Origin of the sequence: Halomonas sp. M1 (assembly GCF_029581375.1) — a bacterium.
Lineage (GTDB): Bacteria > Pseudomonadota > Gammaproteobacteria > Pseudomonadales > Halomonadaceae > Vreelandella.
Map to the genome: position 1 here is coordinate 1,930,896 of NZ_CP121119.1, position 22,294 is coordinate 1,953,189.

General features: G+C 55.6%; 24 protein-coding genes. 16 read left to right on the forward strand and 8 right to left on the reverse strand.

The window, feature by feature from the left end; translation table 11 throughout:
- Nucleotides 1–72 precede the first annotated feature (72 nt).
- Nucleotides 73–474, forward strand: coding sequence for an MbcA/ParS/Xre antitoxin family protein (locus P8S54_RS08800; protein WP_281441419.1), 402 nt, complete (start codon nucleotides 73–75; stop codon nucleotides 472–474).
- Nucleotides 471–1,151, forward strand: coding sequence for an RES family NAD+ phosphorylase (locus P8S54_RS08805; RefSeq protein WP_281441420.1), 681 nt, complete (start codon nucleotides 471–473; stop codon nucleotides 1,149–1,151). Before P8S54_RS08800 ends, P8S54_RS08805 begins: the two co-directional genes overlap by 4 nt.
- 15 nt (nucleotides 1,152–1,166) lie before the next feature.
- On the opposite strand, the gene mtnA is transcribed toward P8S54_RS08805, so the two are convergent.
- Nucleotides 1,167–2,183 (reverse strand): S-methyl-5-thioribose-1-phosphate isomerase, encoded by a 1,017-nt coding sequence (gene mtnA, locus P8S54_RS08810; protein ID WP_281441421.1) that lies wholly within the window; start codon nucleotides 2,181–2,183, stop codon nucleotides 1,167–1,169.
- A gap of 98 nt (nucleotides 2,184–2,281) precedes the next feature.
- Here mtnA and mtnB point away from each other — a divergent pair, with 98 nt between their 5' ends.
- Genes mtnB through P8S54_RS08825 form a run of 3 tightly spaced genes read left to right on the forward strand, consistent with a single transcriptional unit; the run spans nucleotide 2,282 to nucleotide 4,167 of the window.
- On the forward strand, nucleotides 2,282–2,869 hold the full coding sequence (mtnB, locus tag P8S54_RS08815) for a methylthioribulose 1-phosphate dehydratase (RefSeq protein ID WP_281441422.1): 588 nt from the start codon (nucleotides 2,282–2,284) through the stop codon (nucleotides 2,867–2,869).
- 28 nt (nucleotides 2,870–2,897) lie between these two features.
- Nucleotides 2,898–3,584 (forward strand): acireductone synthase, encoded by a 687-nt coding sequence (gene mtnC / locus P8S54_RS08820; RefSeq protein WP_281441423.1) that lies wholly within the window; start codon nucleotides 2,898–2,900, stop codon nucleotides 3,582–3,584.
- Between the two features lie 34 nt (nucleotides 3,585–3,618).
- Nucleotides 3,619–4,167, forward strand: coding sequence for a cupin (locus P8S54_RS08825; protein ID WP_281441424.1), 549 nt, complete (start codon nucleotides 3,619–3,621; stop codon nucleotides 4,165–4,167).
- A 78-nt stretch (nucleotides 4,168–4,245) separates the two neighbouring features.
- Here the strand turns inward: P8S54_RS08825 and mtnK are convergent, their stop codons facing one another.
- Nucleotides 4,246–5,505: an S-methyl-5-thioribose kinase gene (gene mtnK / locus P8S54_RS08830; RefSeq protein WP_281441425.1), complete on the reverse strand. Its 1,260-nt coding sequence runs from the start codon at nucleotides 5,503–5,505 to the stop codon at nucleotides 4,246–4,248.
- Nucleotides 5,506–5,631: 126 nt separating this feature from the next.
- Nucleotides 5,632–5,898, reverse strand: a complete 267-nt coding sequence (locus P8S54_RS08835) for a DksA/TraR family C4-type zinc finger protein (RefSeq protein WP_281441426.1) — start codon at nucleotides 5,896–5,898, stop codon at nucleotides 5,632–5,634.
- A gap of 345 nt (nucleotides 5,899–6,243) precedes the next feature.
- Between P8S54_RS08835 and P8S54_RS08840 the strand changes: the two genes are divergently transcribed.
- The 11 genes from P8S54_RS08840 to P8S54_RS08890 all read left to right on the forward strand — a co-directional run bounded on the left by P8S54_RS08840 (nucleotide 6,244) and on the right by P8S54_RS08890 (nucleotide 18,413).
- Entirely contained in the window at nucleotides 6,244–6,657 is a 414-nt protein-coding gene (locus P8S54_RS08840) for a DUF350 domain-containing protein (RefSeq protein WP_281441427.1), read from the forward strand.
- Between the two features lie 6 nt (nucleotides 6,658–6,663).
- Nucleotides 6,664–7,275, forward strand: coding sequence for a DUF1190 domain-containing protein (locus P8S54_RS08845; RefSeq protein WP_281441428.1), 612 nt, complete (start codon nucleotides 6,664–6,666; stop codon nucleotides 7,273–7,275).
- 19 nt (nucleotides 7,276–7,294) lie between these two features.
- Nucleotides 7,295–8,461 (forward strand): glutathionylspermidine synthase family protein, encoded by a 1,167-nt coding sequence (locus P8S54_RS08850; RefSeq protein ID WP_281441429.1) that lies wholly within the window; start codon nucleotides 7,295–7,297, stop codon nucleotides 8,459–8,461.
- A gap of 232 nt (nucleotides 8,462–8,693) precedes the next feature.
- Complete coding sequence (locus tag P8S54_RS08855) at nucleotides 8,694–10,706, forward strand: methyl-accepting chemotaxis protein (protein ID WP_281441430.1); 2,013 nt, start codon at nucleotides 8,694–8,696, stop codon at nucleotides 10,704–10,706.
- A gap of 12 nt (nucleotides 10,707–10,718) precedes the next feature.
- Nucleotides 10,719–11,789 carry a chemotaxis-specific protein-glutamate methyltransferase CheB gene (gene cheB, locus P8S54_RS08860; protein WP_281441431.1) on the forward strand — a complete coding sequence of 357 codons (1,071 nt, stop codon included), beginning with the start codon at nucleotides 10,719–10,721 and terminating at the stop codon, nucleotides 11,787–11,789.
- Complete coding sequence (locus P8S54_RS08865) at nucleotides 11,786–13,213, forward strand: CheR family methyltransferase (protein ID WP_281441432.1); 1,428 nt, start codon at nucleotides 11,786–11,788, stop codon at nucleotides 13,211–13,213. Before cheB ends, P8S54_RS08865 begins: the two co-directional genes overlap by 4 nt.
- 1 nt (nucleotide 13,214) lies before the next feature.
- Nucleotides 13,215–15,323 (forward strand): response regulator, encoded by a 2,109-nt coding sequence (locus P8S54_RS08870; RefSeq protein ID WP_281441433.1) that lies wholly within the window; start codon nucleotides 13,215–13,217, stop codon nucleotides 15,321–15,323.
- Between the two features lie 37 nt (nucleotides 15,324–15,360).
- Complete coding sequence (locus P8S54_RS08875; RefSeq protein WP_281441434.1) at nucleotides 15,361–15,717, forward strand: response regulator; 357 nt, start codon at nucleotides 15,361–15,363, stop codon at nucleotides 15,715–15,717.
- Between the two features lie 84 nt (nucleotides 15,718–15,801).
- Complete coding sequence (locus P8S54_RS08880; protein ID WP_281441435.1) at nucleotides 15,802–17,481, forward strand: diguanylate cyclase; 1,680 nt, start codon at nucleotides 15,802–15,804, stop codon at nucleotides 17,479–17,481.
- Nucleotides 17,471–18,004 (forward strand): chemotaxis protein CheW, encoded by a 534-nt coding sequence (locus tag P8S54_RS08885; RefSeq protein WP_281441436.1) that lies wholly within the window; start codon nucleotides 17,471–17,473, stop codon nucleotides 18,002–18,004. Before P8S54_RS08880 ends, P8S54_RS08885 begins: the two co-directional genes overlap by 11 nt.
- 1 nt (nucleotide 18,005) lies before the next feature.
- Entirely contained in the window at nucleotides 18,006–18,413 is a 408-nt protein-coding gene (locus tag P8S54_RS08890) for a hypothetical protein (RefSeq protein ID WP_281441437.1), read from the forward strand.
- 12 nt (nucleotides 18,414–18,425) lie between these two features.
- Here the strand turns inward: P8S54_RS08890 and glp are convergent, their stop codons facing one another.
- The 5 genes from glp to fdh3B all read right to left on the reverse strand — a co-directional run bounded on the left by glp (nucleotide 18,426) and on the right by fdh3B (nucleotide 22,284).
- Nucleotides 18,426–19,631, reverse strand: coding sequence for a gephyrin-like molybdotransferase Glp (gene glp, locus P8S54_RS08895; RefSeq protein ID WP_281441438.1), 1,206 nt, complete (start codon nucleotides 19,629–19,631; stop codon nucleotides 18,426–18,428).
- Nucleotides 19,624–20,142: a molybdenum cofactor biosynthesis protein B gene (gene moaB, locus P8S54_RS08900; RefSeq protein WP_009101355.1), complete on the reverse strand. Its 519-nt coding sequence runs from the start codon at nucleotides 20,140–20,142 to the stop codon at nucleotides 19,624–19,626. The genes glp and moaB overlap by 8 nt, the downstream gene beginning before the upstream one ends.
- A 3-nt stretch (nucleotides 20,143–20,145) precedes the next feature.
- Nucleotides 20,146–20,472, reverse strand: a complete 327-nt coding sequence (locus tag P8S54_RS08905; protein ID WP_009101353.1) for a DUF1244 domain-containing protein — start codon at nucleotides 20,470–20,472, stop codon at nucleotides 20,146–20,148.
- An 85-nt stretch (nucleotides 20,473–20,557) separates the two neighbouring features.
- Complete coding sequence (locus P8S54_RS08910) at nucleotides 20,558–21,658, reverse strand: formate dehydrogenase subunit gamma (protein WP_281441439.1); 1,101 nt, start codon at nucleotides 21,656–21,658, stop codon at nucleotides 20,558–20,560.
- Between the two features lie 11 nt (nucleotides 21,659–21,669).
- The gene (gene fdh3B / locus P8S54_RS08915; protein WP_009101348.1) at nucleotides 21,670–22,284 is read right to left on the reverse strand and encodes a formate dehydrogenase FDH3 subunit beta; all 615 of its coding nucleotides are present in this window, start codon (nucleotides 22,282–22,284) and stop codon (nucleotides 21,670–21,672) included.
- Between the last annotated feature and the right edge of the window lie 10 nt (nucleotides 22,285–22,294).

Genomic DNA, 22,294 nt, shown 5'->3' on the forward strand with positions numbered 1-22,294 from the left:
AAGCTCAAATGATCGATATTTTCAAAAATCGCTCACTTGGCGTAAACTAGCCGTAAGTGAGGAGAACGATATATGGCCATTCAGCATAAAACAGCCGATAAGCGCCGCGAGATGGGGGCCGCAGCAATGCGCACCTACCCCAAGATTTCACACGCCTGGGGATTGAAAGAGAGCGAAGCCGCGCTGTTGTTAGGTGTACCGGACTCCACCTATCGACGCTGGAAGCAGTCGCCTGAGCAGGCGCGGCTTGATGCGAACCATTTGGAGCGGATGTCGTTAATTCTGGGCATCTACAAGGCGCTGCATATACTGTTGCCCAACAAAGAAGCCGCTAACGGCTGGCTGCAACGAGCTAACAGCAATCCTCTTTTTGCCGGTCACTCGCCAGCGGAGCGCTTATTAAATGGCCAGGTCTCCGACCTTTATGTTGTTCGCCAACACTTAGATGCAGCGCGTGGTGGGGGCCATGCATGACGTTCCCGCTTAGCAGCGTTACATGGCGCCCAAGTTATCGAGTTATCCCCTCACGTTTCCCACCCATCGATCTATTTGAAAGCGTCAATAACAGCGCTGACGACTGGGACTTACTCAATGAGCTGGAGGGTGAAACATCAGCACGCCTGCGTGAGCAGGCCGGGGCTATTCACCTAGTGCGCGATGAAGACCGACGCTACGGGCCCGGCTGGACGCCCATCATGGCCGCCTTCTGTCACTTTCCCGCTACCGGCTCGCGTTTTACCGATGGCACCTTCGGTGCTTACTACTGCGCGCTCACAGAAGCCACCGCCATTGCCGAAACCTGTTACCACGCTGAACGCTTTATGAGCGAGTCGAACCAGCCACCGCTAATGCTTCAGCAGCGGGTTTATCTGTCAGATTTAGCAGGTCAGTTGATTGATTTACGTGGGCAAAGTGCAGCTCAGGCACTTCTCACACCGGATAGCTGGGCAGCCGGTCAAGTGTTTGGCAGCCAAGCCTGGCAAGAGCAAGCCGCTGGCATCGTCTATCCAAGCGTTAGAGACCCTGAAGGCGAGTGCGCTGCCGTACTACGCCCTCCGGTATTGTCCGAAACACGCCAAGGGCGCCACCTTGGCTATGATTGGGATGGTCAGCGTATCCGCCATGTTTATGAGCTAACGCTACTGGGTTAGCGCCTGCCGATACGGTTAATCCCGCCGGCAATGCTCGCCACGAGCGATGGCAGCTGCATCAAACACGCCAGTATCCAAAACCCAGGCGGTGACGAGGTTGGCGGGCGTAACATCAAAGGCGGGGTTCCACACCGGCGCATCTTTAGGTGCCCACACCACATTGCCAAAGGCACCCGCAGCGCCGCGGATCTCGGCGGGATCGCGCTGCTCAATAGGAATATCAGCACCGGTGGCACAAGCAGGATCTACCGTGGTGTAGGGGGCGACCACATAGAACGGCACCTGATGGTAGTGAGCGATCACTGCCAGCATGTAAGTACCCACTTTGTTGGCGAAGTCGCCGTTGGCGCAGATACGGTCGGCGCCCACCATCACTTTATCTACCTTGCCTGCTGCCATCAGGCTTGCAGCCATGCTGTCAGTAATCAGCTGATAGGGAATCCCCAAATCCGCCATTTCCCAAGCGGTTAAACGGCCACCCTGCAGCAATGGGCGCGTTTCTCCCACGTAGACATGCAGCTCAACGCCGCGCTGTTTGGCCACTGCCAGCGCGCCAATCGCGGTACCCACCCCTGCGGTGGCCAGCGCCCCGGTGTTGCAGTGAGTCAGCACCCGGTCGCCCGGTTGTAAAAGATCAGCGCCCCGCTCGGCCATACGCTGGCAAAGCTCTCGGTCTTCTGCATAAAGCTCGGCGGCTCGCTCGGCAAGTGCCGCGGCGCCTTGCTCAAAGCAGGCTTCCATGGCATCTAAGCAGTACATCAAGTTAACCGCCGTGGGGCGAGTGGCGCGTAAGCGATCGCTTACCAACTGCCAATCACCACCTGGATGGCGCGCGGCATGCTGCGCAAGCACAAAGGCTGCGCTCAAGCCAATCAACGGCGCGCCGCGAATTGCTAAGCTTTTCACCGCCATCTGCCACGCTTCTGGCGAATCACAGGGCACCCACTGCTCCGCCTGGGGTAGTTGGGTTTGATCCAAATACTCAAGGTGTTCGGCATAGATCCGCAAACTGCGTGATTGAAGGTGAGGCATCGATAGGCTCCTTGAGCACTTGAGCGGAACAGCTGGCTTATCAGCCGCGAAGCTTATCATATAGAATGGCTGCCATTAGAAGAGGCGACGCAGATCCTATGATGACGCTACAAAATGAATTGCTGGCTGCCATTTCATGGGCGGCGCAGCAAGGCTGGACACCCGCCACCGGCGGCAACTTTTCCGCCCGCACCGAGGCTGGCTACCTTGTCACTGCCTCTGGCCGGGATAAAACCCGCATTCAGGCCGATGACCTGCTGGTGTGTAACCTGGGTGGCAAGATGCTTGAAGGCAACGGCACGCCGAGTGCAGAGAGCGATCTACATGCCGCGCTGTATCGGCTAGACCCGACCATTCACTGCGTGCTGCACACGCACACCGTGGCCAGCACGGTGCTCTCACGTCGCTTCCCCCAGGGCATAAAGCTAAGCGGTTTTGAGATGCAAAAAGCGCTAGCGGGCAATGTCACCCACGACGCTACCATTACGTTACCGGTGGTGCCCAATTCCCAGGATATGCAAGAACTGGCCGAGCATGTGCGCAATGGCTGGCCAATGCCCTGGGGCTTTTTGGTCTCGGGCCACGGCATTTACGCCGTAGGTGATAGCATCGCCAGCTGCCGCCGCCACTTGGAAGCCATCGAGTTTTTACTCACCTGTGTTCTTGAAGAGAGTCGCTGGTCTTAAATAAGCAGTCTTATATGAGTAGCCCTAAATGAGCCACCCAACCGTTCGCGCTATTGTGACCGATATTGAAGGCACCACCACGGACATTAACTTTGTCCATAAGGTGCTGTTCCCCTACGCCCACGCCAAGCTGCCCGACTTTCTACGTGCGAATGCAGACACCCCCGCAGTTGCTGAGCAGATCAACGCGGTGCGCAGTGAAATGGGCGACCCTGATGCCACGCTAGAAGCCGTCATTGTTCAGCTGCTGCACTGGATCGAAACCGACCAAAAAGTCACCCCGCTGAAAGCCTTGCAGGGCATGGTGTGGGCGGATGGTTACCAGCGCGGCGACTTTAAAGGCCACTTATACAGCGACGTTGCTCCCGCACTACGCCAATGGAAAAATGCTGGCATGGCGCTGTACGTCTATTCGTCCGGCTCCGTGCAGGCGCAGAAGCTGCTGTTTGGCTACAGCGATGAGGGCGATTTAACCCCGCTGTTTAGCGGCTACTTTGACACCCATATTGGCCATAAACGCGAAGCCACTGCCTACCAGCGAATTATCGCGGCGCTTGACCTGCCACCGGACGCGGTGCTGTTTTTGTCTGACGTGGTCGAAGAGCTAGACGCCGCCAAACAGGCCGGCATGCAAACCCTACAATTAGTACGCGAAGGCACCCAGGCGGGCACCGCTCACGCTTGCGTCACGCGCTTTGATGAAATCGCTGTGTAGCGTTGTCGTTTATCGCTTTTAAGGAGAGTTTTTAATGTCGCAGCTAAAAATATTTGCTGATCAGAACCCTAATGACGCACTCGTGGACACCACTGACGGCGAGCAAATTACGACTGAGCTCAACAAAGTGGGCGTTCTGTTTGAGCGCTGGGCAGCGCCGGGCGAGATTGCCGACGATGCAACCCAGGAAGATATTTTAGCGCTTTACCAAGAAGACATTGACCGGGTAAAAGCCATGGGCGGCTATCAAACCGTCGATGTGCTGCACATGGTGCCCACCCATCCTGAAAAAGACGCCATGCGTCAGAAGTTCTTAAATGAGCATCGCCATCACGAAGATGAAGTGCGCTTTTTCGTCAAAGGCCAGGGGCTGTTCTGCTTACACATTGAAGACAAGGTGTATCAGGTGCTGTGCACCCGTAATGACCTGATTAGCGTACCCGCCAACACGCCGCACTGGTTCGATATGGGCCCAGCGCCGGAATTCACTGCGCTACGTTTCTTCGACAATGTGGAAGGCTGGGTGCCCCACTGGACAGAGAGCGATATTGCCGGAAAGTTTGATCGTATTGACCAACTGTGAGTGGTGAATCGTAAGTTGTGAATTGTAAAACGCAGCTTTAGCGCGAGACCGCTAAAGCTGCGATTAAATGATTTGTTGTTACAGCACCTCTTGCTGGTTATACGCCCGGGCTAGCTCTGCCAGCGCGCTAAGATCGCTGTAGGCTTCTGGCTCTAGAATCAGTGCTTGGCCCATTAGCACATTGCGTGCTTCAAGCTTAGCGCGCAGCGCGTTGTCTTTAATCTCTTCAAAGTCGGCGTTGTGGGCCAGCGACAGTACGCGACGGTGCATTTCGATGCCGCAGTAGGCCAGTGCGTCCAGGCGGATCTCTTCAAGCAGTGCATCGCAGGCGTCGTCGGCGCTATTGCCCTGCTCTTCAAATAGCGATTTGGGAAACAGAATACCGGTGCGTTCGGTTTGCCATAGATGGCGGAACTCGGCGTCAAAGCAGATAAAGCATGCCTCGATCACCTCAAGAATCCATTCCTGATACGCCTCAAGCGCCTGTGGTTGACGGTGGGCCGGTTGGCTGAAATAAGCCATTAGGAAGTTAGCCACCGCCATGCCTAAGTCAAACGCCATCGGCCCGTATTGCGAGAACTCGGGGTCAATAACCCGCACGTCAGTATCCGTGGCCATTATCGAGCCGGAGTGCAAATCACCGTGGAGCATGGTTTCGGTGTTAGCGGTGAACTTCATCAACAGCCGCTGTACTTTGGCTTTTAACCGCGCATTACGGCGCAGCTCATCCACCACCGGCGAAAGCTCCGGCGTGTGGTGATTCATTTCGGCGCCGTAATAGGGGTCGGTAAAGACCAGCGACTCGGTAATAGCGGGAATCGCCACATTGCCGGAAAACAACCCCACATCCGCCTTTTTCTCAGGGCTGCTTAGCGAAAGCTCCGAGCCACGAAATGCCATGCGCGCGCAAAATTCACCGATGGTTTCGCCAAGCTGAGCAACCCGCTCACCGCTGATCAGCTTGCGGCGCAGAATCGTGTGCGGATAGAGGTACTCCATGACAATCAGCGCTTGGGGCTTATCGAAATAAAACACCTCTGGCGCAATGCCCGGCGCGCGCTGGGCCTGACGCACTAAGGCATAATATTCAAAGTGGGCGCGGTAAAGTGGCAGCGGCCAGCTTTCACCCACCATACGCACATAAGGCAGCGCCTGTTTCACCACGACGCTGCCTGCACTACCTGAAACGATAAACACAAGATTTAGGTTGCCATCGCCGACTTCGCGAACTCGCCAGGTTGACGAATCGCCCCCTACCCTGCTCGCGACGTCATCCACGCCACCTAGCCGCTGGGAAAGTGTCTCAACACTGAGTGCACAGTACTGTTGATCAGTCACCAAAGGTCCATCCTCATAGAATTGTTGCGTGCAGGCATGCCCTAAAGCAGGACGTAAAGACGTTAATTTGAGGAGGGTAACAAAGGCGCTGTCGCCATCGCCATTAATTAGTAAAAGCGGGTAGCGTTAACGCAGCTGGCTATCTTTACTGCCGCGCCGATTATAGCCGCTGAAGCCCGACTGTTTTTTGTCCAACGCTTCCTGACAAACAATACAGAAACGAACACCGGGAATTGCTTTACGGCGCGGCTCAGGTATGGGGTCACCACACTCCTCACAAGCGTCAAGGCTCTCGCCACGGGGCAGCTGGCTACGAGCGCGCTGCACCGCGTCATCTACCGTACTCTCAATTTGCTCTTGTTCCGCGCCATCTTTTGCCCATCCACCGGCCATGGTTTAACTCCCCTTTCCGTGATTCGCACCCTTTCAGCATAGCAGTAGCGCCACCAAGCCAAAAAGCTGGCCCACCAGAACACCTTGGCTTAGGTTATTTAGCATTGAAAACTACCCTCTACTTAGTGTTGTCCTTTTCCGATACGCGCACACATAAGGCGTACTCTTTTCGAGCAAGCGATGGAGTCGTTGCACATGCAGTGTTCGGCTTCTGAAGTTACTCAAAAAAGATCGTTCTGCTGCTGTCGCGTCTTTATCTTCATCTGCGATAGCCCCACATAGCGCTATGCTATGTCACAATGGGTTTATCTACAGGCGCAACTATTAACCAGGAAGAGACTCGCAATGCTGCACTATCTACAAGGCCTCCCCCATTTTTTTGGCTACTTGATCAGCGCTCTTGGGCTATTAGTTGCCTTTATGTACTGCTATAGCCGCATTACGCCACACCACGAGTGGACACTGATTCGTGAAGGCAACGCCGCTGCCGCCCGCGCCTACGGCGGCTCTATTCTGGGCTTTACCATACCGCTGTATAGCGCCATGGCGAACTCTGTCAGCTATATCGACTTTATTCTCTGGGGCATTATTGCCTTTGGTGTTCAGTTAGCGACTTTCTTTGGGTTGAAGCTGTTTCTGCGTCAGCAGGGCGAAAGCCTTTCCCAGCATATTAACGAAGGCCACCAAGCCTACGGCACGTTGGTAGGCAGCGTTTCCATTGCGGTCGGCTTGATCAACGCAGCCTCAATGACGTGGTAAAGGAGAGTGACATTGGATACGCATAACCACCCGGCACATTTACCCCGTCGCAAGCGCAGCGCTCGCCTGACCCTGGCGATGATGGGCACCAGCGCTTTTGGCTTAACCGCGTGTGTTGAATCAGCGCCTGATGAACACGTGACCGAGGTCAGCTTCGATGAACCCAGAAGCTTTCAAAGTGTTGAGGAGTGCGTTGCTGCCAACGTTTATACCCGCAGCGCCTGCGAAGATGCTCACGCTGCATCGCTTGAGTCTGTTCCCCGCTTTGACACACTGGAAGCCTGCGAAGCAGAGCACGGCGAAGGCGCTTGCACAGCGCCTACCGAGGAACAAGCCCAAGCCACTAGCGGTGGCGGCAGTTGGTTTATGCCCGCCATGATGGGTTACATGATGGGCAGCATGTTGTCGAACACCAACCGTGGTCGTTCTATTGAGCGGGTCTATCAAGAACCGGTTTACCGTAATCGCCAAAACCAAGGCAATTGGAATACCGCCTCCACCCAAGCAACCCAGCGTGTTAATCAGCGCAATGAGGCCATGCGTAGCTCGGTGGTTCAGAACCGCCAAGCAACGACACGACGCGGTCTGGGCACACGTTCAGCCTCCTGGGGTTCATAGCCAGTATTCGAGGATTGCTATGCTGCGGGTAGATATACCTGAACGTAAAGAGTGGAAAGCCCTAGCCGACGAGCTAGGGTTTCATTTTCACACCATTGATGGTGCGCCGTATTGGAAAGAGGACGCCTACTACCAGTTCACCCTGGAGCAGGTAGAACAGGACATCGAGGCTCCAACTGAAGCGCTGCATGAGATGTGTATGGAGTTGGTCGACAAAGTCTGCCACTCCAATGTGTTAATGCAGCGCTTAGCGATTCCTGAGTTTATGTGGGACACCATTCATAACTCCTGGAAAACGGGCCAGCCGCACCTGTATGGCCGTATGGACTTTGCCTATTCCGGTAACGGCCCAGCGAAGCTGTTAGAGCTGAATTACGATACGCCCACATCGCTCTATGAAGCGGGATTTTTCCAGTGGGTATGGCTTGAACAAGCCATTGAGCAGGGCATTCTTCCTCGTCAGGCAGACCAGTACAACTCGATTCAAGAGCGCTTAATCAACGCCATGGCCCATTTAGGCGACCGCTTGGAAAGGCGTACGCTCTACTTCTCCTGCGTAAAAGGCAGCAATGAAGAGCGTGCAACGGTGAGCTACTTGCAAGATATTGCCCTTCAAGCGGGGCTGAATACACCCTTTATTTATACCGATGATATAGGCCTGCAGCCCGGTGCCACCCACTTTGTCGATTTAGACAACCAGCCCATTACAGCGATCTTCAAACTCTACCCCTGGGAAGAGATGGCTGACGATGCGTTTGGCCAGCAGCTGCCGTTGCTCAACACGCACTGGTTCGAGCCACCCTGGAAAGCGATTCTATCCAATAAAGGTATTTTGCCGCTGCTTTGGGAGCACTTTGAGGGCCACCCCAACCTGCTACCGGCTTTTTTCGAAAATGCTAACAGCCCACCGCTACCAGCGGGCTGGGTGCGCAAACCGTTCTTCTCTAGGGAAGGCAGTAACATAGAGCTGATTACCCCATCAGGCCAGCGCGAGGCCGTAGATGGCCCTTACACTGACAGCCCCTGGATTCGTCAGGCTTACCACCCGATGCCGCGCTTTGGTGACAATCATGCCCTAGTCGGTAGCTGGGTAGTGGGTGACCGCGCCTGCGGCATGGGCATTCGTGAAGACATGGGCCGCATCACCAAAGACACCTCGTGCTTTATTCCCCACGCGATCGTATAAACAGAAGTACCAAATTCAACTTATTAGCGCTGGACATTGCTCCCTAAAAAAGCTGAAATCGTTGGTATTACTGATTAACACTACCGGGAGTATTACTTTCGCGAGTATTACTTCCGCGAGTAGAGGGGCCATCGACCCTTCATCTTCTATACCCTGAGCGTTGCCTAACAGCGTTAATGCTAAATGCCGTTGCGTCTTCAGGGCCACCGTCTACTTTGGAGCAACGGCGAACATGATGGCGCGCTGGAAATCCCTACCTTTAAGGCTTCGGCTATTTTCATCCCTTGGGATCGTCTTAGCGCTGGCAATGCTTCTAGCGCTCTATCTTCAAGCGCGCTCCCACAGCCAGGCGCGGCTGGATAACCTGCTTAATCAGGAGCTACCGGCACAGATCGAAGGATTAGCTGCGCATATAAACCTTAACCTTAGCCAGGATCTGGCCATTTCCGAAAGCCTTGCCAATAGCTACTTTATTGAACAGTGGATTAGCGACGGATTACCTGAAGCACAACAAAATGACATTACCCGCTACCTAATGCGCCTGATGGAACAGATAGATACCGAGCTACTGTTTATCGCCGCTCAGCACCAGGGCCGCGGTTACTATTTCCAACTGCGCAATGGCGAACTCCTGCAGCGTACTATCCAGCCGCCAGGCAGTGACGATGATTGGTACTACCGTTTTACTGAAAGCGATAACGCTTACGAGTTAAATTTAGATAGCGATACTTTTTCACCCGAAGATGCCTTTGTGTATGTTAACTACCGCAGTGCCGTCAATGCCGCCAACGGACGACCGCTGGTAGTGGCCGGAGCGGGGCTTGATCTCTCCCAAATGGCCAGCTTGATTAGTGACTTCCGCTTAGGGAATACCGGGCGCGCCTCGCTTATCAGCGCCGAAGGTGAACTGCTCATTCACAGCGGTGAGGGCGTAATAACGTCAGAACCTCTGCCCGATCAAATGTCCCAGCGCTTGCAGCCCAATGAACGGCGCCAGGTTCACGAAATTGAGCGCGATGGCAGCACACTGCTGGTTAACACACGCTGGCTGCCCGAGCTGCAGCGCTACCTCATGGTTGAGGTCGATAAAGAAGCGTACTTGGCATCCACGCGTGAGCGCTTTCTGGAATCTAGCGGTGTAGGTTTACTCATACTGCTTGTTGGGTTGCTGATTCTCTATCCGCTGACCGGCAGTCTTATTCGTCCACTCATTGATTTCCAGCGCCAGTTGAAAGATATCACCCACAGTTTAGATCTCTCGCGGCGCGTCAGCACCGACGACAAAGCGGAGCTTGGCGACTTAGCCCATCAAACTAACGAGCTCCTTGAGCGTCTCTCCCGCGCCATTGCGGCAGTGGCCAAGAACGCAATGGCGCTAACACACGTCGCCGACCGGCTGGCAAAAACCGCTGGGCTTTCCGGTGTCCACGGAAGCGATATTGACAATGAAGCAAGCCAAACCATGGCCGCAGCCGTCGAAGAGATGGCCTCTTCGGTGGCTGAAATCACTTCCACCATGGAAGAACTTTCTACCTCATCTACCCAAATCGCTGACCACTCCCAGTCAGTGGTCGACGTTGCCAACCAAACCCTGGAGCGCAGCCGCAAAGGCAGTGCGGCCATGCAGCTTCTACAGTCAAAAATGCAGGATATCCGCAGCGACAGCGAGCAGAGCCTGACCGAGATCATGACGCTGGGGGCTAAATCTAAGCAGATCAATAAAGTCATGGAGTTGATCAATACGCTGGCCGCCCAGACCAAGCTGATCGCCTTTAATGCCGCGCTGGAAGCCTCCAGCGCGGGGGAATCGGGCCGACGCTTTTCGGTTGTGGCCAGCGAGATACGCCGTTTGGCGGACAGCGTGACCGACTCTACTCAAGAAATCGAAGCGCACACCGATGATATTCAGACGGCTATTAATCGCTTAGTTGTGGCGTCTGAAAAAGGCGCCTCCTCCATCGAGCAAGGCGTTGAAGCCAGCATGAGCACTGCCCAGGACCTTGAAGCACTGCTCAAAGCGGCCAGTCAAACCAGCAGTGCCGCCCAGCAGATATCGCTCTCTACTCAGCAACAAAAAACTGCCAGTAGCCAGGTGGTCATGGCGCTGCGCGACATCGACACAGCCAGTTCACGCAATGCCCATTCGGTGCGCAGCATTACCGATATCAGCCAAGATATGATCCATATGTCGACAGAGCTTAACGCGCTGGTGCAGGAGTTCACCCTTACCCATAAAGATCGCTGATAAGGATACCGGATGAGTGTAATTCGGGTAGTCATTGCCGACGACAGCCAAGTAGCCCGCGACGTGCTACGCGATATCCTTAGCCGAGCCGATGATATTGAGGTTGTAGGTGAAGCTACTAACGGCCGCGAAGCAGTGGAGCTGGTCAAACGCCTTGCACCGCAGCTGATCACCATGGACCTCAACATGCCGGTGATGGACGGCCTAAGCGCTATTGAAGAGATTATGTATAGCAGGGGCGTGCCCATCCTGGTGGTCAGTGACCGCTCCGATGCTCAAACGGCTTATCAGGCTTTAGAAGTGGGTGCGCTTGAAGTAATGCCTAAACCCACATTAGAAGGGGCCGACGCAGATCGCCTATTGGAACGTGTTCGCCTGCTTGCGGGCGTTGCGGTGATTACTCGCCTACGGCGGCGCGCCACAACACCGGCTCCCATTATCACCCTGCCTACCCTGCCCGCGGCCTCAAGTGGCGTGCCGCGGAACTTTCAACACGTCGTCGCGATCGCTTGTTCGACCGGTGGCCCGCAAGCCCTAGTGCGCCTACTGCGAACGCTACCCGCTAGGTTTCCAGCGCCTATTGTGATCGCCCAGCACATCAGCCATGGGTTTATTGATGGTATGGCTGAATGGCTAGCATCGCTATGCGCCATGCCGGTCAGTGTTGCCAAAGAGGGCGAGCAGATTCAGCCTGGGCACATTTACCTATCACCTTCAGAGCGTGATTTATGTGTCTCCCCCCGCCACCGTTTCCAGCTTCAGCCCAGCCCCCAAAGCTCTCTGTATCATCCTAGCTGCGATGTGCTGTTGCAGAGTGTCGCAGAGGTCTACGGCAGAGATGCCATCGGCATTATCCTGACCGGTATGGGCCGCGATGGCGTTATTGGCATGCGGGCTATTTATCAGGCAGGTGGCACCACCTTCGCGCAAGATGAAGCCAGCTCAGTTATTTATGGCATGAACCAGGAAGCCGTTAAAGCGGGTGTTATTCAGTATGAGCTACCGCTAGATAGCCTGGCGGGACGTCTATTGCGCGATGTGCGCGGCTCCCTAAATAACAACCGACCGGAGCCTCTAGCATGAGCGCGTTAGCGCCCTTTAAAGCCCTTGTGCATCAGCGCTGCGGTTTACACCTAGAGGGCTTGGCCGAAGCTCGGCTATTACGCGCGGTCGCCAGCTTGCAAGCCTTCTCAGGACTAGCGGATAACACCCAGCTTCTTAAACAATTAACCAGCGACACAGTGCTCTTCGATCACTTTGTCAGCCAGTTAACGGTTAACGAAACCTATTTTTGCCGTGAACCGGATGCCTTGAACTGGTTAGTTAACACCTATCTGCCTGAGCGTTTAGCGGCAGGGGGGCCACCGCTATCCATCTTTAGCGCAGGCTGTTCTTCCGGTGAGGAGCCCTATAGCGTAGCGATGATGCTGTTTGAGCGCTTTGGCGAGCGCGCTAAATCACTGTTTACTCTCACCGGCGGTGACCTGGATCACCAAATTCTCGCCAAGGCACGCCAGGCGATTTATAGCGGCATGGCGTTTCGCGCGCTCTCACCCGACTTCAAAGCGCGTTACTTTAGCCCTTTCCAGGGCCGCTTTAAGCTTCACGAATCACTTCGCCAATGGGTAACTTTTTGTCCATTTAACCTTTTAAACGCCCATGAGAGCCACCCAGGCGGCCCCTTTGATGTGATTCTGTTTCGCAATGTATCGATCTACTTTGACCCGCAGACGCGGCGGCGTATTCACCATCAGCTGAGCCAGTTGCTGGCCCCGAATGGCATCTTACTCTGCGGTGTTACCGAAACGTTGGGTAACGATCTCGGCGTCTTTGAGCTGGTCGAAGATCAGGGCATATTTTACTTTCGCCGCGCAGAGCAATCCGCCGCAGTGCCAACGGCTCCCCTTGAGCCGCCCATGCTTGCGATGCGCGAAAAGGCTGATGACAGTAGTGACATCCGTGAGAGCGCCCGTGAAACGCTAGGGCTAGCAAGCAGCACTGATTTAGCGCCCGGTGCGCCTCTTGCCCAAACGGCGGATAGCGAACAAGCAGATAGCACCGCTGATCAGCTGCATACCGCCCATCAGTTGCTCAATCAAAATGCCTTTAACGAGGCCGCAACGTTGCTAGAGGCGCTTCTTAAACAACAGCCGTGGTCAATCGATACGCTAGTACTAGCCGGGCTAGTCGCCCGCTGGCAGCAAAAGCCCCATGTGGCCTACGACTATTTTAAACGGGCTATTTACGTTGCCCCAGAGTGCTGGCCAGCGCACTTCTACTTAGCTGAACTGTATCGCCAGGGTGAATTGACCGACGAGCCGCTACAACGCAAGCAACGCTATGCTGCGGTGGTGCGTTTGCTGACCACCGCGCCCACCTCCAGCGGCGGGTTAGACACTATCGTCCCACCGCTGCCACCTGGCGATGCGCGCTTCCTTGCCGAACGTTATTTAGAAGCGGACAGCACCACGCTGGCATCCCCTAACCTCTCACAGGGAGTGAGTTAACATGGCGCTGGATATTCGTCGCTTTATTCAGCGCTTTGTGGAAGAGGCCGCCGACCACCTGCCGCGCTTACGCGAAGGGATAAGTGCATTAGAGCAGGGCCATGCTGACCGAGAGCAGATCAATGAGCTGTTTCGCGCAGCGCATACGCTCAAAGGCTCGTCGCGTATGTTAAAGCTGGCGCCCATTACGGCACTGGCGCATAGCACGGAAGAACTGCTCAGCGCCCTGCGCGATGGCTCCCTAACCGCATCGCCGACAGTTACCAGCCTGCTTAACCAAGCCGTTGATGGGCTTTCTGACTTTGTCAGTCAGCTAGCCCAGGGGGCAACAGGTGATGACTTACCGGCCGCGGATGAGGCGTTGTGTAACGCCCTTGAACAGGCGGCTCTTCAAACCCAACCCCTGCCCAGCACACCTGCACCCCCGCCTCCTGTTACGCCTTCAGCACCTTCGACCTCCACTGCGCTGACCACCGAGAGCGAACTACGCCTCAGCGATACGGTGCGGGTTCGTTTGGACCGGCTAGACGATGTTATCCGCTTGATGGGTGAAGTACTTTCCGGCCACCACCACTTACATACCTTGGTTGACCAAGCCCGCGCGTTAAGCACCACGCTCCCTGCCGAGCAGCAGGTGCCCTTTCACGCTTTTCACCGTGAGCTGAAAGATAGCGTTTTAAGTCACGATTCGCTGATGAACGACTTGCACGACCGGGCACTGCAAATGCGCATGCTACCGCTAAGCGTAGTGCTTGATCCGCTCGCGCACATGTCCCGTGAGTTGGCCCAATCACTCGGCAAACAGGTCGACTGCCGCTTACGAGGCGCCGAAATAGAGCTTGATCGCCAGATGATTGATCGCTTGTCAGACCCGCTCATTCACCTGCTGCGCAATGCCCTGGATCATGGCTTCGAGCCACCTGCCGAGCGCGTGGCATCGGGTAAATCACCCCGGGGGAAGCTGGTGATTGAAGCGTGGCAAGATGCTGACTGGGTAATGGTTGAGATGCATGATGATGGCGCAGGTATTGCGTTAGACGCGGTGCGTCAGAAAGCGCTTGCCAAACAGCTCGTCAGTGAAGAGCAGCTGAATACACTGAGTGAGCAGGAAACCCTGGAGCTTATTTTCCTGCCGGGTTTCTCGACTAAAAGTATGATTACCGACTTTTCTGGGCGCGGCGTGGGCTTAGATGTGGTCAAGCGCACGGTTATGGACGAGCTTAATGGCGACTTACAGCTTACCAGCGAACGCGGCAGCGGCACGCGCTTTACCCTGCGCCTGCCACTCTCACTGGCCATGATGCGCGTGCTGTTGATCAGCGTTGGCGGTGTCACCCTAGGGGTAACCGCGCCTTACGTATCCGAGCTGGTGGAGTGTTCACCTGACTCATTCATTGATGCTGCTGGACAGCGCACGCTGATTTTGCGCAATGAATTTGTACCGGTGGTATCACTAGCCCAACTGCTTGAGTTACCTGAGACAACGTCCGACACCGATAATACCTTACTGCTGGTCGTCCACCAGCGACACCAGAAGCTCGCCTTGATAATTGATTCACTGATTGATGAGCGCGATATGGTGATTAAGCCGCTCCCGGTGCATCTACGTCACTTACCGCTGGTCTCGGGCATGGTTTCCATGGGGCGTAATGCGCTGGTGAGCCTACTGCACATACCTGCGTTGCTGGAGGCTACCCGGCACAATGTCCAGCACCTTGGTAATGAGCGTCCCTCATCCACTCTCGCGAAGCGCATTTTGGTGGTCGATGACTCACTGAATACCCGGGAAATAGAGAAAGACGTACTCGAAGCGTGGGGCTACCACGTCACGCTGGCCGAAAATGGTCGCGATGGGTTAGCCAAAGCACTGGCGGAGCCATTTGATGCAGTACTAACCGACGTTGAAATGCCAATAATGGACGGCTTTGCGCTGACTGCCCGACTGCGCGAAAATGAGGTTTATCGTTATCGGCCGATTATTATTATCACCTCGCGGGAAAAAGAGTCTGATCGGCGACGCGGCATTGAGGTTGGTGCCGATGCCTATATCGTCAAGGGCAGTTTTGATCAAAACAATTTAGTAGAGACTCTCCAGGCCCTGCTGGGCTAAAGCGCGGGTTACTTACACAACACTCAAGAGGTCATGGATGCATATTCTGGTCGTAGACGACGATCCGCTAGCGGGTGAAATGACGGCGGCACTGCTTGAATCACAAGGGCATAATACCTTGATGGCCAATGACGCAATGGGCGCCGTCGAGCAGTTAGATTCTCACAGCGATATCAAGCTGATTGTCAGCGATATGCACATGCCCCTTGTCAGCGGCACAGCACTGCTAGCGATGCTGCGCGAGCAAGGCAATCACCTGCCGTTTATTTTACTTACCGGGGACACCCCGGATGAAGCACTACGCCAGACACCGGGTCTGAACGCCTGTTTGCGTAAAGATGCCGAGCTGGCAGGTAATCTAGAAGCCGCCGTTCAACAGGCACTCAACAGCTAAGCATGCTCCGAAACAATGTTAGATGCGATGGAATGGATAAAATGGAACGGATCGCCGCTTTCGACCAATCACTTAGGTAGTCTGATGTCTCAGCCCGCCCCTTCGCTGCACGAAAAGCTCAATCAGCTGCGTGCGCGTTTTATTGAGCAGCTTCCAGCCCGCTTAGCGCACACCGCCAAGCTGTGGGAGCAGAGCCGCGCCTCGACCGAAGAGCAAACGCGACTCGCGCCGGAGCTGCACCGCTTCTTTCATAGCTTGAAAGGAACCGGGAGGTCGTTGGGCTTTGAGCGGCTTGCCCAGCTAGCAGACCAGGCTGAGGAGTCGCTCACCTCCTCTCCTCTGCGTACTGATATCGACACCTATATCAGCGAGCTGCTACATAAGCTGGGGCGCGAACAGCAACACTTGCGTTCGCATAATGGCCAGCAGCAAGCGCTGTCCGCCGTGCACAGCTTTGAGCTGACCGGCCAAGTGGAGCCGATGCGCAATAAGCGCCAGCGGTTAATTTACTTATGCGACGATGAGCCCGAGCAGGTCGATCAACTAATCCACCATCTCCGCTGTTTTGGTCATGAGGTCGTGCACTTTATCGACACAGAAACGTTCTTTAACGCCGTGCTCACTCGTCGGCCAGACGCGGTGATCATGGATGTGCAGTTCCCCCAAGGCCAGACAGCCGGCACGGAAACCCTGGCCAGCCTCAACAAATTGACCGACCAACCGCTGCCCGCCATCGTACTGTCGGCCCACAGCGACTTTCATTCACGCCTGAGCGCCGTTCGCGCAGGCTGCGACGGCTACTTCATAAAGCCAGTGAAGCCGCTGGATCTTATGTTGGCGGTGGATGAGCTCACCGCTCCGGCGGCGGAAGAGCCGCTAAAGGTACTCGTAGTGGATGATGAGCCTGAAGTAGCTGCCTACCATGCCTTACTGCTTGAAGAGGGCGGCATGTTGGCTCACCAAGTTCACCATCCCGCCGATGCACTCACTACGATGGAGCGCTTTAGTCCCGACTTACTGCTGGTCGATGTTTATATGCCGGTGTGTTCAGGGGAAGAGCTGGCGACGATTATTCGTCAGCAGCCGGAGTATCTAGGGCTACCGATCATCTATCTCTCTAGTGAAACCGACAGCCAAAAGCAAATTTCCGCGATGTCCGCGGGTGTTGAAGCCTTTCTTACCAAGCCCGTACAGGCAGAGGAGCTGGTCTCGGCGGTGCGGCTGCGCGCTGAACGTCTACGCCTACTGCGCTCATTAATGACCCGCGACAGTATGACCGGCTTGTATAACCACAGCACTACCACCGAGCTCATCAATAAAACCCTCGCCCAAGCACACCGCGAAAACAGCCAGCACGCCATGGCGATGATTGATATTGATCACTTTAAACATGTGAACGATACCCACGGCCACTTGGCGGGCGATCAAGTGATTATCACCTTGGCAAGGCTATTAAAGAGCCGCCTGCGGCTCTCAGATATTATCGGCCGCTACGGCGGCGAAGAGTTTGTTGTGCTGCTAAAAGGTATCAACGCCGAGAAGGCCGCCACATTAATTAATAGTTTGCGCGAGGATTTTGCACTGGTCGATTTCCACGCCGGTGATGTCCGCTTTCGCTGCACCTTCAGCGCAGGTATCAGCAGCTTCCCCGCGCAGCCTTCTACCGAGTCGCTGCGTTTAAGCGCTGATCAGGCGCTCTACCTTGCCAAAGACCAAGGACGCAATCAGGTCGTCGTATCAATGGAGCAAGCCGATGAGCGCTGAAACGCCACGCGACAGCCACTCTTTGGAAGAGGCGTTAGCGGCACATGGCGATGCTAATACAGTGGTCGATGTTGATGAGCCCACCCAGCAGCTAGTGCTTTTTCGGCTCAATGACCAGCGCTTTGCACTACCCGGCAGCGCAGTGAGCGAGATCTTACCCAGCGACCAGCCCGTTTATTACGTACCGGGGCTACCTGTCTCTACTGAAGGCGTACTGCACCTGCGTGGCCACATTGAGTCTGTCATTAGCCTTCATCAGCTACTCGGCCTGCCCACGCCTGAGAACCCAACCCACGGCATGATTTTGTTAGTCAACGCGGCGGGCATGAGCAGCGGCGTGCGAATAGAACAGCTAGACGATGTGTGCGACGTGGCCCAAAGCATGCTGCAAGCGCCTCCCGAAACGCTTCCCAGCACGTTGCGCCCTTATGTTAGCGCGCTGTGGCAGATAGATGATCGCCAAGCGCTTGCCCTGCTTGAGCCAGAGGCGCTATTCAACGCCTACCAGCAGGGGCTGGGTTAACGTGCTTCAGCATCAAGATCATGACGAGCAAGCTCAGGTGGCTATGGTGCTGTTTCGCGTAGGGCCGTACCGTGCCGCCCTAGAAGCGTGTCATGTTCTCGCCATGGCCGATCAACCGACGGCATTGCGCAGCGCCAGCGCCCACTCGTTGCTTTATGAAGGGCGCGACCGACCGACGCCACCTAGCCGCTGGCTAACCCTGCGCGACGCTCAAGTAAGGAGCGAAAAAAACAGCACTTGGCAGCTAGGCGTAAGCGGCGACATTACCCTTCGGCAACTGCCTGCCAACACGCTTTACCCGCTACCTAAGCTGCTGCGTTCCCGACGGTTTTCAATGGCGCTGTGCGGCTTTACGTTTGAACAGCAGCAACTCGTGCTGCTGTTGGACGCGCGCAAGCTGACTCCTTAGCCTTCTCATCCCCTAACTTGCCAACCATAAACAGCGGATCTTATCGCCCTTAGCGATTTCGCTATTAGGCGGGATCACCGCTAAGGCATCGGCGTTAATACACGACGAGAGCACCCCTGAGTTCTGGTCATCAAATGCCGTCGCCGTCACGCCGCTGGGCGTGAACTTCAGCGTGACGCGCATATAGTGTTCGCGGGGGCCGGTTGAGGTGGCAAAACCAGCGCTAGCAGTCATATTGGGCAGTGCTTTTAAAGTAGGGCAGCCAAGCAGTGCGCCCATTAGTGGCCGCAAAAATAGCCATGCCCCTACAAAACTAGACACAGGGTTCCCAGGAAGCCCTACAAAGCGTGCGTGGCTGCCATCGTTGCGGGGCAAACGGCCCAGCGCCAGCGGCTTGCCAGGGCGAATCGCCAGCTTCCACATATCGAGCTGGCCCAGCGTTTCCAGCGCGGCTTTGACATGATCCTCTTCGCCCACGCTTACACCACCGGTGCTGATAACCACGTCAGCGTTTAGCCCCGCTTGGCGCAGTAGTTCAACGGTTTGAGCATAGTCATCCGGCACGCTAACCAGTTGCACGACGTCAGCCCCAAAGTTTTCTAACAGCCGCTTGAGCATTGGCCGGTTAGAGTTATAGAGCTGACCGGGCTTTAATGGTGTGCCGGGGTCAACAATCTCATCGCCAGTAGAGAGTAGTGCCACACGGGGCCGACGGCGTACGCTCACGTCGGTGACGCCTTGCCCGGCCAAATGACCTAATGCAGCAGCTTCCAACCGTTCACCGGCATTTAGCAGCACAGAGCCACTTTGCACGTCGCGCCCCTGACGGCGCACATTGTCCCCCGCCGGAATATCCGCAGGCATCAGTGCGCGCTCGCCGTCAATCTCTACGCGCTCTTGCATCACCACGCAATCCGCCCCTGCAGGGATCTCACCACCGGTAAAAATACGCGCACAGCTACCCAAGGCAAGCGCCTGAGCCGGGGTGCCCGCCGCAATGCGCTGACTTACCGGCAGCCATTGCCCCGCATCAGCGGCGCGCAGGGCGTAGCCATCCATGGCGCTATTATCAAACGGCGGCACGTCCAACTGGGCATAAACAACGTCGGCCAGCACGCGACCCGCCGCCTGCACTAGCGGCACTGGCTCAGCTTCCAGCGGTACCACCCCTGCCAGCAGCGCCTCAAGGGCTGTTTCGATCGGCTGTAAATCAGCCATGCTGCCCCCGGCCTGGAATCACTAAGTTGGCAAAATTGCACGGCTTATGGCGGCTATCCAACTGCTCGGCCAGAATACCGTCCCAGCCGGTGCGGCACGCACCGGTTGAGCCGGGCAAACAGAACACGACAGTGGCGTTGGCAAACCCACCCAAAGCGCGGCTTTGAATCGTGGAGCTACCGATCTCGTCGCCGCTCAATTGGCGAAAGCGCTCACCAAAGCCTTCGATGCGCTTATCCAGCAGCACTGAGATAGCCTCGGGGGTGGAGTCGCGCCCGGTAAAGCCTGTCCCCCCCGTGGTAATCACCACCTGAATCGCAGGGTCGGCAATCCACTGGGCCACCACCGCGCGAAGTTGATACACATCATCCTGCACAATGCGCTTTTCAGCCAGGGTATGGCCCGCGCCGGTGAGCCGCTCTATTAGGAATTGGCCCGAACGATCGGTCTCTTCCGTGCGCGTATCCGACACCGTTAACACCGCTACGTTTAACGCCACCATGCTTTCCATGGGCTACTCCTGGGTTTTCTTCTGAGCGTGACGCGCCTCTAGCGCAGCGAGCTGTTCGGGCGTTGCCTTACCCTGGTAGTGCGCTTTCCACTCGCTATAGGGCATGCCATAAACGTACTCACGGGCGGCTTCCATCTCAAGCGAAGTACCCTGCTCCTCTGCCGCCGTGACCAGCCACTTGGAGAGGCAGTTACGGCAGAAGTCAGCCAGGATCATCAGATCAATATTTTGCACGTCTTTGTTGTCGTCTAAATGCTTCAGTAGGCGGCGAAAAGCGGCTGCTTCAATTTCGGTACGCGCGGTAGTATCCAGTTCGTCAAATGTTGCCATGTTGATATCTCTTTAAAGTGCGTTAAGGGCAGCATAACAAAAGACACCGCCCGTAGGCGGTGTCAAAGGGCATTACTTTACGTCGCTAGCTAGGTCGAGAAGCTGAAACGTCACTGCTGCTGTCACCCGACTTGCGAGCAGCAACCTCCTCTTCCGAGATCGCTTGATCCTTCACTTCTTCATACCAAAGGTTGTGGTGCTCTTTGGCCCACGTTTCGTCCACATAGCCGGTCGTCATACCTTCCAACGACCCTTCCGTACCTAACGTGCCAATATAAATATGACCGATAGCGACGGCGGTTAGCCCCAGTGCACCAACAGCATGGATGATATTTGCCCACTGCATCGTATCGCGACTTTGGCCAAAATTGGGAAAGTCCAGTACGAAGCCGCTGGCGACCACCATTAACCCGACGCTGGCCAACAACCAGTACCAGACTTTTTCGCCGCCGTTGGCAAAACCTGCATCCACGTGACCTTTACCTACCAAGCCACCACCTTTCTTGAACCATTCCAAATCATGCTTTTTGGGAATGTTGTCCTTAATCAGGCTGACCAGCAGTATGACCAGCAAGATACCAAAGATGGGACCTAAATAGTTATGGGCCACATAAGACGCAGACGTCATCCACGACCATACAGCAGCGCCAAACAACGTGGGGAATATAAACTTGCCGAACAACAGGTTAAGGCCAGTAAGGGCTAGCACGATAAACAAAGATGCTACCGACCAGTGTAGGGCACGCAGGAATAACGGCCAGCGGAACAGCTTGCGTCCCGTTCGAGGTTCTTCCAGGTGCTTACGGCCAACAATCAGATAAAACAAGGCAATGACACTGATCATACCGCCAATCACGATCAATCCAAAAGGCGACACCCAGCGGTTGCGTATCTGCCGCCAAGTTTCGCCACTGGCGTTGATCAGGTTGTAGTCGCTCTCATAGCGGGAGTCACGGTAGTTTGCATCCGTCTCACCACTACGCACCTGGCGCCACTGATCAGCCGTAATGCCGGGGGCAGCGGTTCTCATTTCGCGGTCAGGTTCAGCCTGGGCCACCGCTACCTGGGTGAACCCAAGGCTCAGCATCACTACCAGCGCTACCATCACCAAGCGCCAAATGCCCAGGGCGAGCCCTTTACCTGAGCGCGGCACCCTGACGGGTGCCTGTGCAGTCAACAGGTTCATGACACGCCTCCTCACCCTTTACGGGTAGCATCATAGGCTAAGTTATCGGCACTGGCCTGAGGATTATTAGACCAAGCACCGTCTGGGTGGCCGCGATGCACTACACGCTGACGGAAGATATCAGCCACGTCTTGGGCGTCACCCGCCAGTAGCGCCTTGGTAGAGCACATCTCTGCACATAGCGGCAGCTTACCCTCGGCAATGCGGTTAGAGCCGTACTTCTCATACTCCTCCTCTTTGCTCTCAGCAGGGCCGCCAGCGCAGAAGGTGCATTTGTCCATCTTGCCACGTTCACCAAAGGCATTCTGTTTGGGGAACTGGGGCGCACCGAAGGGGCAAGCGTACAGGCAGTAGCCACAGCCAATGCACAGGTCTTTATCGTGTAGCACGATGCCGTCATCGGTTTTGTAGAAGCAGTCGGTGGGGCAAACGGCCATGCAGGGGGCGTCATCACAGTGCATGCAGGCCACTGAGATAGACATCTCGCTTGCTTCACCGTCGTTCAGCGTGACGACACGACGACGTTGAATGCCCCATTCGACATCGTTAGCGTTTTTACAAGCGGTGACACAGCCGTTGCATTCGATGCAGCGCTCGGCGTCACACATAAATTTCATTTGAGCCATGGTGTTCTCC

Excerpts from the sequence above, each read along its gene's own strand:
- P8S54_RS08800 (WP_281441419.1), top strand. The coding sequence starts at position 73 with ATGGCCATTCAGCATAAAACAGCCGATAAGCGCCGCGAGATGGGGGCC.
- P8S54_RS08805 (WP_281441420.1), top strand. The coding sequence starts at position 471 with ATGACGTTCCCGCTTAGCAGCGTTACATGGCGCCCAAGTTATCGAGTT.
- mtnA (WP_281441421.1), bottom strand. The coding sequence starts at position 2,183 with ATGCCTCACCTTCAATCACGCAGTTTGCGGATCTATGCCGAACACCTT.
- mtnB (WP_281441422.1), top strand. The coding sequence starts at position 2,282 with ATGATGACGCTACAAAATGAATTGCTGGCTGCCATTTCATGGGCGGCG.
- mtnC (WP_281441423.1), top strand. The coding sequence starts at position 2,898 with ATGAGCCACCCAACCGTTCGCGCTATTGTGACCGATATTGAAGGCACC.
- P8S54_RS08825 (WP_281441424.1), top strand. The coding sequence starts at position 3,619 with ATGTCGCAGCTAAAAATATTTGCTGATCAGAACCCTAATGACGCACTC.
- P8S54_RS08835 (WP_281441426.1), bottom strand. The coding sequence starts at position 5,898 with ATGGCCGGTGGATGGGCAAAAGATGGCGCGGAACAAGAGCAAATTGAG.
- P8S54_RS08840 (WP_281441427.1), top strand. The coding sequence starts at position 6,244 with ATGCTGCACTATCTACAAGGCCTCCCCCATTTTTTTGGCTACTTGATC.
- P8S54_RS08850 (WP_281441429.1), top strand. The coding sequence starts at position 7,295 with ATGCTGCGGGTAGATATACCTGAACGTAAAGAGTGGAAAGCCCTAGCC.
- P8S54_RS08855 (WP_281441430.1), top strand. The coding sequence starts at position 8,694 with ATGATGGCGCGCTGGAAATCCCTACCTTTAAGGCTTCGGCTATTTTCA.
- cheB (WP_281441431.1), top strand. The coding sequence starts at position 10,719 with ATGAGTGTAATTCGGGTAGTCATTGCCGACGACAGCCAAGTAGCCCGC.
- P8S54_RS08865 (WP_281441432.1), top strand. The coding sequence starts at position 11,786 with ATGAGCGCGTTAGCGCCCTTTAAAGCCCTTGTGCATCAGCGCTGCGGT.
- P8S54_RS08870 (WP_281441433.1), top strand. The coding sequence starts at position 13,215 with ATGGCGCTGGATATTCGTCGCTTTATTCAGCGCTTTGTGGAAGAGGCC.
- P8S54_RS08875 (WP_281441434.1), top strand. The coding sequence starts at position 15,361 with ATGCATATTCTGGTCGTAGACGACGATCCGCTAGCGGGTGAAATGACG.
- P8S54_RS08880 (WP_281441435.1), top strand. The coding sequence starts at position 15,802 with ATGTCTCAGCCCGCCCCTTCGCTGCACGAAAAGCTCAATCAGCTGCGT.
- P8S54_RS08885 (WP_281441436.1), top strand. The coding sequence starts at position 17,471 with ATGAGCGCTGAAACGCCACGCGACAGCCACTCTTTGGAAGAGGCGTTA.
- glp (WP_281441438.1), bottom strand. The coding sequence starts at position 19,631 with ATGGCTGATTTACAGCCGATCGAAACAGCCCTTGAGGCGCTGCTGGCA.
- moaB (WP_009101355.1), bottom strand. The coding sequence starts at position 20,142 with ATGGAAAGCATGGTGGCGTTAAACGTAGCGGTGTTAACGGTGTCGGAT.
- P8S54_RS08905 (WP_009101353.1), bottom strand. The coding sequence starts at position 20,472 with ATGGCAACATTTGACGAACTGGATACTACCGCGCGTACCGAAATTGAA.
- P8S54_RS08910 (WP_281441439.1), bottom strand. The coding sequence starts at position 21,658 with ATGAACCTGTTGACTGCACAGGCACCCGTCAGGGTGCCGCGCTCAGGT.
- fdh3B (WP_009101348.1), bottom strand. The coding sequence starts at position 22,284 with ATGGCTCAAATGAAATTTATGTGTGACGCCGAGCGCTGCATCGAATGC.